Source organism: Chitinophagaceae bacterium, assembly GCA_007695095.1.
Classification (GTDB): Bacteria; Bacteroidota; Bacteroidia; order Chitinophagales; family REEL01; genus REEL01.
On record REEL01000052.1, the window covers coordinates 1 to 7,328 of the forward strand.

General features: G+C 37.4%; 10 protein-coding genes, 1 tRNA gene and 1 pseudogene. 2 read left to right on the forward strand and 10 right to left on the reverse strand.

Annotation, left to right across the window (positions count from 1 at the left end):
• The 4 genes from EA412_01130 to EA412_01145 all read right to left on the reverse strand — a co-directional run.
• A partial coding sequence (locus EA412_01130; protein ID TVR82978.1) for an ABC transporter permease occupies nucleotides 1-850 on the reverse strand: 850 nt, incomplete at its 3' end.
• Nucleotides 851-920: 70 nt separating this feature from the next.
• On the reverse strand, nucleotides 921-2,147 hold the full coding sequence (locus EA412_01135; GenBank protein ID TVR82979.1) for an ABC transporter permease: 1,227 nt from the start codon (nucleotides 2,145-2,147) through the stop codon (nucleotides 921-923).
• Nucleotides 2,148-2,418: 271 nt separating this feature from the next.
• Complete coding sequence (locus EA412_01140) at nucleotides 2,419-3,162, reverse strand: outer membrane lipoprotein-sorting protein (GenBank protein TVR82987.1); 744 nt, start codon at nucleotides 3,160-3,162, stop codon at nucleotides 2,419-2,421.
• 82 nt (nucleotides 3,163-3,244) lie between these two features.
• Nucleotides 3,245-3,709, reverse strand: a complete 465-nt coding sequence (locus EA412_01145) for a MarR family transcriptional regulator (protein ID TVR82980.1) — start codon at nucleotides 3,707-3,709, stop codon at nucleotides 3,245-3,247.
• Nucleotides 3,710-4,175: 466 nt separating this feature from the next.
• Between EA412_01145 and EA412_01150 the strand changes: the two are divergent.
• Nucleotides 4,176-4,402, forward strand: a pseudogene (locus tag EA412_01150) (pterin-4-alpha-carbinolamine dehydratase).
• Nucleotides 4,403-4,448: 46 nt separating this feature from the next.
• Here the strand turns inward: EA412_01150 and EA412_01155 are convergent.
• The 6 genes from EA412_01155 to EA412_01180 form a co-directional block, all read right to left on the reverse strand.
• The gene (locus EA412_01155; protein ID TVR82981.1) at nucleotides 4,449-5,207 is read right to left on the reverse strand and encodes a hypothetical protein; all 759 of its coding nucleotides are present in this window, start codon (nucleotides 5,205-5,207) and stop codon (nucleotides 4,449-4,451) included.
• A gap of 90 nt (nucleotides 5,208-5,297) precedes the next feature.
• Nucleotides 5,298-5,393 (reverse strand): DUF4113 domain-containing protein, encoded by a 96-nt coding sequence (locus EA412_01160; GenBank protein ID TVR82982.1) that lies wholly within the window; start codon nucleotides 5,391-5,393, stop codon nucleotides 5,298-5,300.
• Nucleotides 5,381-5,638, reverse strand: coding sequence for a hypothetical protein (locus tag EA412_01165; protein ID TVR82983.1), 258 nt, complete (start codon nucleotides 5,636-5,638; stop codon nucleotides 5,381-5,383). The genes EA412_01160 and EA412_01165 overlap by 13 nt, the downstream gene beginning before the upstream one ends.
• Nucleotides 5,639-5,943: 305 nt before the next feature.
• Nucleotides 5,944-6,153, reverse strand: a complete 210-nt coding sequence (locus EA412_01170) for a hypothetical protein (GenBank protein ID TVR82984.1) — start codon at nucleotides 6,151-6,153, stop codon at nucleotides 5,944-5,946.
• A gap of 191 nt (nucleotides 6,154-6,344) precedes the next feature.
• Nucleotides 6,345-6,420: transfer RNA gene (locus EA412_01175), tRNA-Lys, on the reverse strand.
• A gap of 86 nt (nucleotides 6,421-6,506) precedes the next feature.
• Nucleotides 6,507-7,034: a DUF4920 domain-containing protein gene (locus EA412_01180; protein TVR82985.1), complete on the reverse strand. Its 528-nt coding sequence runs from the start codon at nucleotides 7,032-7,034 to the stop codon at nucleotides 6,507-6,509.
• Nucleotides 7,035-7,137: 103 nt separating this feature from the next.
• Here EA412_01180 and EA412_01185 point away from each other — a divergent pair.
• On the forward strand, nucleotides 7,138-7,328 hold a 191-nt coding region (locus tag EA412_01185; protein TVR82986.1), incomplete at its 3' end, for a 5-(carboxyamino)imidazole ribonucleotide synthase.

Consider the following 7,328-nt stretch of genomic DNA (forward strand, 5'->3'; position numbering starts at 1 on the left):
TCAGAATACCAAAGGCCAGTGCAATCATGATGACAATGGTTACAATAAAGAGCATTAATCCGCCTAAAGCTGCCAGCGTCCCTAATTCAGGAGATATCTGACTCCAGGTTTTTGCTTCAACATCCGAAAATGTTGCATTAATCTGTTCAGCAATTTCCGTGGCATATTCCACATCCGTAAGCATCATGGCAATTTCGTGATAAAGTGGTTCATCTTGCAGTAAATCACTCAGGTCTTCATTTCTTACAAAAACTACCATGTTATCGTACTGAGAGGAAGCTGATTTGTAAAAACCTGCAATATTAAAAGCAGCAGAAGTAAGCTCATTATCAGTTCTTTCAAAAGTAAGCACTATTCTGTTGCCGATTTCCATATTATGCTCTTCTGCAAGGCTTTTTCCCAGTAATACAGGAAAATTCATATCAGTATCAAGATATTCTCCCTCTACCAGATTTTCGTGGAAAGTTGTTGTTTTGGGTTCTGTTTCTACATCTATACCCCGTATGCTTACTCCGGAAGTTTTTACCGGAGATTGCAGCATGCCGTCAGTTATGGTTCTTGAAGTAAAAGAAGTGACTTTCGGATTCTCTTTCAGCCATTGTGTAATCTCTGCATGCTGTTCTATATACATCCATGCTGAACCCTCGTCCCTGAAATCCGGATGATGAATTTGGGCATGAGTAATTTCGCTGTCAATCATATAATCCATACGCTGCTGAAGCATGGCGTTCATCAGGCCAACTGTTACAACTCCTGCCCACAGGCCGATGATGATGGCTGCCAGTAAGGCTCCGCTCCTTCCGGGATGCCTCCAGATGTTTCTCCAGGCTATTGTTAAAAGTATTTTCATGTATTTACATTTTTGTTTTTTTGAAAACCCGACTGACGGGTGACCCTTTGTTTTAATGATGCTTTCACATTTAAGACCTTGATGCTTTAATCACATTTAATTTTAAAATTCTATAAATCGGATAAAGGGAAATTAGCATTGCGATAATAAACACTATAATTCCCTGTGAATAAAACTGATCTGCTGCAAAAGACATGGGTATTACCGGTTCCCAACCCATATCCATTACTGTTTCAGCCATTTCTCCGGTTAGTTGAATTGGATTGAGGTGAAAATAATACACCACCAACCAGGCCAATCCGGCTCCAATTAAAACACCTAAAAGACTTATACATAGAACTTCCAGGAATAAAGTAAAGGCGAGCTTTGCTCTTTGCATACCAACTGAAATCAATATTCCAAACTCTTTTATGCGTTCCAGCGTCATGGTTAAAATTGTACCAAAAAAGCCAAAGGCAATGACGATATACAAAATGTATGACATCAGATATGCACCTACCAGATCAAATTCCAGTAATTCTAATAGTTCAGGCATCAATTCCGGCCAGGTAAAAACGACTAACTCTTCATCTTCCAAATTTTCTTTTAAACTTGCAGCTACACTATTGGTATGACGTTCATTATCAAGTCCAATTAAAAGAGAAGTGATATACCCCTCAGCCGAGAGCATTTCCTGTGCAGCTGTCAAAGGCATATAAACCGTTCGCGAATCCATGTCCGGCATGGGATGATCCATAATACCGACAATTTCAAATAATCCGCTGGCAGACATAGCAAAGCGGCCTTGCCCGATCAACACCAATGTATCTCCAACACCCAGTCCAAGTCTTTCTGAAAATCTTCTGCTAATCACCACTGCCTGTTCGTCTTCCTCAAAAAAACGTCCTTCAGATTTCCGGTCCTTAATTTGATTGTAAGGATCTTCAAGTTCCAAATCAATACCAAAGACAATTGCTCCCCGTGTCGATTGGCCATTTGCTGCCAACATAAAAGTTTCTATTCGGGGTAATACCTTCTGAATATTTCTATCAGCCTGCATTACCCTGCTTCTGAGTTCATCATCGTAGTAAAATGAATTATCCAATGACGGCTCATCTTCATACCTGTAATCCTGAACCTGTACATGTCCGGTATAATGGCGCGTCATATTATCAATCATCACTTCATGTGAACCTCTGTTAAAAGATTGCATCAGCACTGCAAGCACTACAGCAAATACAATTGCTGAAATGGTAATCAGTGTCCTGCGTTTATTGCGCCAGATGCTTCTCCATGCTAATTTTAAATAAATAATCATAAGCTGTCTTAAATTTTAAAAACCTATATAAATCTTGCTCATTTTTCTCACTTGTAATCACTCAGCTAACTTTATTTATCAGTAGATTACGCATGTTAGTTGAAAGTTAAAAGTTGTTTGGTTATTCAGTTGTTATGAATGATAGTTACCATTTAATATATGACTGTTTCCTTCTACATTTAACAATGAAGCAATCATTTTAGGCGTTTATCAAATCCCTCCTTTCAACATTCCATCCCATTCCATAACTCATAACTCATCATTCATCATTTCAATCCAGCCTCAGCATATTTTCCTGTGAAAAAAAGCTTTCATTTATATCAATGTCAAATTCCAGTTTTTGATAAGTCAGAATCGTTCGGTGGTTTTCTTTACCAGCCGGAATTACCGTAAAGCGGGAAGGCACTTCTCTGCCGTCAAAAGTTTTAATCTCATCAAGCTTTAATGTGTTGACTAATCTGTCTCGCTGATCATACTGCTCTATTCTTAACTGTAAATAATTGTCTGTGGTAACCCACATCAGCACTTTGCCCCAGACAATCGGAGTGCCTGGTTTGGGAATCAGTTCCAGTACATAACATTCCCTGCCTTCATATTCTTCTGTGCGTAAAACCTTGTGCTCATAGTCGTCAATAATATCTGAATCTCTTACCAGGTCATCATTGGTAAAATCAGAGCCCATCCAGGATTGAGCCATCATAGAGGAGGGCATTCTGGTGGTCCGGTCAATGCGGGGGTCATAGCTCCAGATGTCATTTTTCCGCATCAAAAAAGCGGATCCCCGGTCTCGGGAAGGTGCAGTTATCAAAATCATGGAATAATCTGTACCGATATGCCAGGAGCGCAGGCTGATTTCCCGCTCATAACGCGGACGGACGATCTTCATACTCATTTCAGCATAGCTCGATTCTCCACGCATTACATCTTCCATTTTGCGGAGAATTTCTGCGGCATCCTGTGCATGGACAACAGGCAGGCTAAATAAAATCAAGAAAAAAATTGTTAACTGTTTCATATCTATCATTTGAGTTTTGCAAAATTACAATTTGATTTATCATAAAAACATGACTTGTATCAGGTTTTTAATACAAGCTGTTTTATATTTGTTTTGATTGTTGTTCCTTTAATTCAATTATCCATTCCTGCATTTTATTGACAATCCACTGATAGGATATAGCTGCTTCCTCTATACTTTTTCCCAATTTATCATTTGCATTCCCTCTGATGTCATTGCCTTTTCTAAATAATGCAATCAATTTGCTGATTACAGCAATTCTTTCTTTTAAAATGTTTTCCACCGGTTGCAGCTTAAATCGGTAATAGGATTTTCTGTCTCCCGATTTGATGACTTTTTCTACAAAGCCGTTTTGCAAAAGCCATTTCAATGTCTGACTTGCAGAACCTTTGCTGATTGAAAGCCCTTCCTGAATATCCTGAAAAGAAACTTCATTTCGATTGTCAGACATCAGGTAGCCCAATACTTTACCGGCATTTCGTGCTACACCAATATACTCAAAGAACAAACCTGTTTCATTGATGAATTCGTCACGATTTTTATCCATTTTTCACAATTATTGATGCAAAATTACAAATAGTTTTTTAAGTTCAAAATAAAATGAACCTATTTGTATAATTTTTTTTGATATGCTACTAATTTAGTTATAAATGCTGAATGTGTTTAAAAATGATCTTTAATTTTTTTGTAGTAGCTCAACCTGTCCGTAGTGCCCTCACTACAGACAATTTACAAAAACAACATTAATCAATCAATAGCCCGAAATCAATTTTTTCAAGATTAAAAACCGCTATTTTCTTCTTTTTTCAGCTCTTTTAATAGCAGCGAGTAAGCTTTTGAAATTACAGAGGAGTAATTATTAGCCTCAACAGAAAAAGCAATTCCCCTAAGAGTTCATATTCACCAATATATTGAAATGGTAAACAAACACGACGTAAGAGCTTCTATTGACGTGCTTAAAACTGTGTGCAGGATATTTATACATTTGATTTTTCAATCTAAACGAACACCATATGTAGGAAGAAAAAAATAATGCATTAGTCAAAACATTTGAATTCAAGGATTTCAAAACGGCATTTGTTTTCATGACACAAGTGGCATTTCTGGCTGAAAAACATCAACATCATCCGGACTGGCAGAATGTGTACAACAAAGTTACCATCAAACTAAGTACACATGATGCCGGAGACATCGTCACCGAAAAAATTAAAAACTGGCTAAGGCTATTGATGGGATATAAAAAAAGGGTGCAAATTTAAATTTGCACCCTTTTTTTGAATGTATGATTATAAATTTCGGACACAGCGAACCGAATGCCCGCGGTTTTTTGCATAACCTGCATAATAGTAATTTGCTGTTTGATAATTCAAATCCATGGCCCATGCATAAGTTTGTGAAGACGGATCAGAATCTTCAACAAATGTAGTGGACGACCACCAGTATCCATATTCACCTAAACCACCAAATTCGTCATTGAATGGCATTCCGCCAGGCAATGCCGTAAAACCTGTTGTATTGGTAGCACCCTTGTTCGGGCTTTTCCAATATGTTGTTCCTGTTACTTTCAGCTTTCCCCCTCCGTTATTATTTGGATTTATCGGATAATCAGGATTAATTAACTTGAGCAATGCTTCCCAATCATCATAGGTTGGTACACGCCATCCGCAAGGGCAGATATTTCTGGCATCATCAACTGCAAACCAGTTATACAAATGCCCGTAAACTGCAGCATTGGAAGGGTTGTTTCCGTAAATTGCATAGGCCGGTGAGTTGTTCAGAAATACATTCAGCCAATCTGTTGAAAGATTGTCGTCTATGGGTGCTCCATTGCAATAGGTTGTAGTTTTTAAGTTCTCCGACATCCATTCGACGCCATGAATTTTAACTGTGCCATAGACATTCCCATTCTGATCAGTAACAGTACCTGTTTCAAAATTGAAGGGAGTGTCATCATTCTCTTCGTCTTTACTGCATCCGGTAAAAATGAAAATCGCTGCTGTCAAACTGAAAACAACACGCATAAATAGTTTGCTTGTCTTTAACATAAATTAAGGTTTAATAAGTAATTGAAGAAAAAAATTAATGCAAAATAATCTTTATTTTCTTATTATCACATGTTTTTCAAAAATCACTTTCTACGCCCTCACTTCTATAATGTCTTTCAGCCGTGAAGTGTAACAGGGAGACAGAGAAAATTGCCGCATTTTCCAGGTACGTTTTAATCCTGACAACCGTATTTTATTTTTTGCTGTCCAAGCTTTCCATTTAACTTGTCAACCGTTTGCATAAGTGCTGTATGCAGGTGATTATCCTCCCGGAAAACAGACAATTGCTGCGTGCTACCGGGAACAATTCCCATCAATACCACTACGGATTTTTTGTAATAATATCCTTCTTTGTAAATCTTCTTCAATCCGGAAACGGCAAGTTTGAGAAGCACAATACTGGAATTAGTGGGAACAGGAGTTTGCAACAAGAATGTTACAGGTGGTGGCAATGTTTTTATTGACCTTCATTTCATCCGGATCCAAGACCGGAATACCCTCAAGTTCCCGCTTCAGGCTTAGACCGACAATCGACATCGTTTTTCGTACCCAAGCATCAGGCAATTGAATAAAATCATAGGCTGTGAGTATATCTTTGCCCGCAACCGTTTGACATAGCGGCGACCAACGCCCCCATAAACCTTCAATTTCTCGCCTGTCCGTAGTGCCCTCACTACAGACAATTTACAAAAACAACATTAATCAAATCAATAGCCCGAAATCAATTTTTTCAAGATTAAAAACCGCTATTTTCTTCTTTTTTCAGCTCTTTTAATAACAGGGAGTAAGCTTTTGAAATTACTGAGGAGTAATTATTAGCTTCAACAGAAAAAGCATTTCCGTTTACTTTATCAGTCAATATCATAGTAAAGTTATTATCATCATCCATATCGAGCGTGATAACATACTTTAATAGGATAGCCTTTAGTTTGGTAGTATTTCTCATTGATAGTTTAAAGAATGCAATTTATCAAATTATGTGGTTTTGGACAAATTAAGTTTTAGTGGGGGCGGGGATTTTATTAATCAACAAGCTTAACAATAATGACAATTCTAATTAAGTAAATTGTATATTTTGATAGAAATCACCCCTCAAATTCCCTAAAACACAAAAGCCTCTCAAAATTGAGAGGCTTTTTGTGATCCAGCTGGGATTCGAACCCAGGACCCACGCCTTAAAAGGGCGTTGCTCTACCAGCTGAGCTACTGAATCTGGATCATTTGCCCGAAAGGCGTTGCAAAGTTAAGATTTTAAATATTTAAGCCAAAATATGAGCAGGAAAAAAATGAAATTTTATATTAATAATCCATATTAGGCTCTAAATCAGCATCTTTGGCTAATAGGATGCCATGCGCTTCGAAGAGTAATTCGATTTCCGGTTCTGTTATCTTTTCTATTTCTTCTTTTTCCCAGCCGGCATCTTCAGCATAATGTCTCAATGCCTCTACACTTGTTGTGTCTGTATATGCAAATCCGGCAGCAATTATTTCCTGATTATGAATGTTTTTAGGCACGAAAAACCCGTAATCTTTAAAGGTTACCCGCATGTTTTCACCATTTTCCAAATCAATTGTCATCCAACAACCTTTTACCTGACATACATTGACAACTTTTCCTTTGATAGTTGTCTCCATATATTCCTTGTCTTTCATTTCATTGCTGAGTGAAGCGGCTGCCAAAGCATTGGCATTTTCAATGGTATCACCAAAAACCCAGTAAGAAAAAGTTTCTTCGCCGGATTTCTCTGCTTTTTTTTCACTTTCCTGATTACATGCTGTAAATAAAATGCCTGCCAGAAAAAAGGTAAAAATCAATCTTAAATTCATAATATTTTATTGTTATAATGCAAAAATACGGAGATTTATTCAAAATCCTTGAAAAAATATTCAGAAGCTTGTTATTATCCTTAAATTTGCTCCAAAATTATATATGTATAAAAAAATAGGAATATTAGGTGGCGGGCAGCTGGGCAGAATGTTTATTCAGCAGACACTTAATTACGATTTCTATTACAAAGTATTGGATCCGGATGCGGATTGTCCCTGCAAACCATTTTGTCATGAGTTTGTAAACAACTCTTTTAATGATGAGGATACAGTCTATGATTTCGGGAAAGATTG

Excerpts from the sequence above, each read along its gene's own strand:
- EA412_01155 (TVR82981.1), bottom strand. The coding sequence starts at position 5,207 with ATGTTAAAGACAAGCAAACTATTTATGCGTGTTGTTTTCAGTTTGACA.
- EA412_01170 (TVR82984.1), bottom strand. The coding sequence starts at position 6,153 with ATGAGAAATACTACCAAACTAAAGGCTATCCTATTAAAGTATGTTATC.
- EA412_01140 (TVR82987.1), bottom strand. The coding sequence starts at position 3,162 with ATGAAACAGTTAACAATTTTTTTCTTGATTTTATTTAGCCTGCCTGTT.
- EA412_01180 (TVR82985.1), bottom strand. The coding sequence starts at position 7,034 with ATGAATTTAAGATTGATTTTTACCTTTTTTCTGGCAGGCATTTTATTT.
- EA412_01145 (TVR82980.1), bottom strand. The coding sequence starts at position 3,709 with ATGGATAAAAATCGTGACGAATTCATCAATGAAACAGGTTTGTTCTTT.
- EA412_01135 (TVR82979.1), bottom strand. The coding sequence starts at position 2,147 with ATGATTATTTATTTAAAATTAGCATGGAGAAGCATCTGGCGCAATAAA.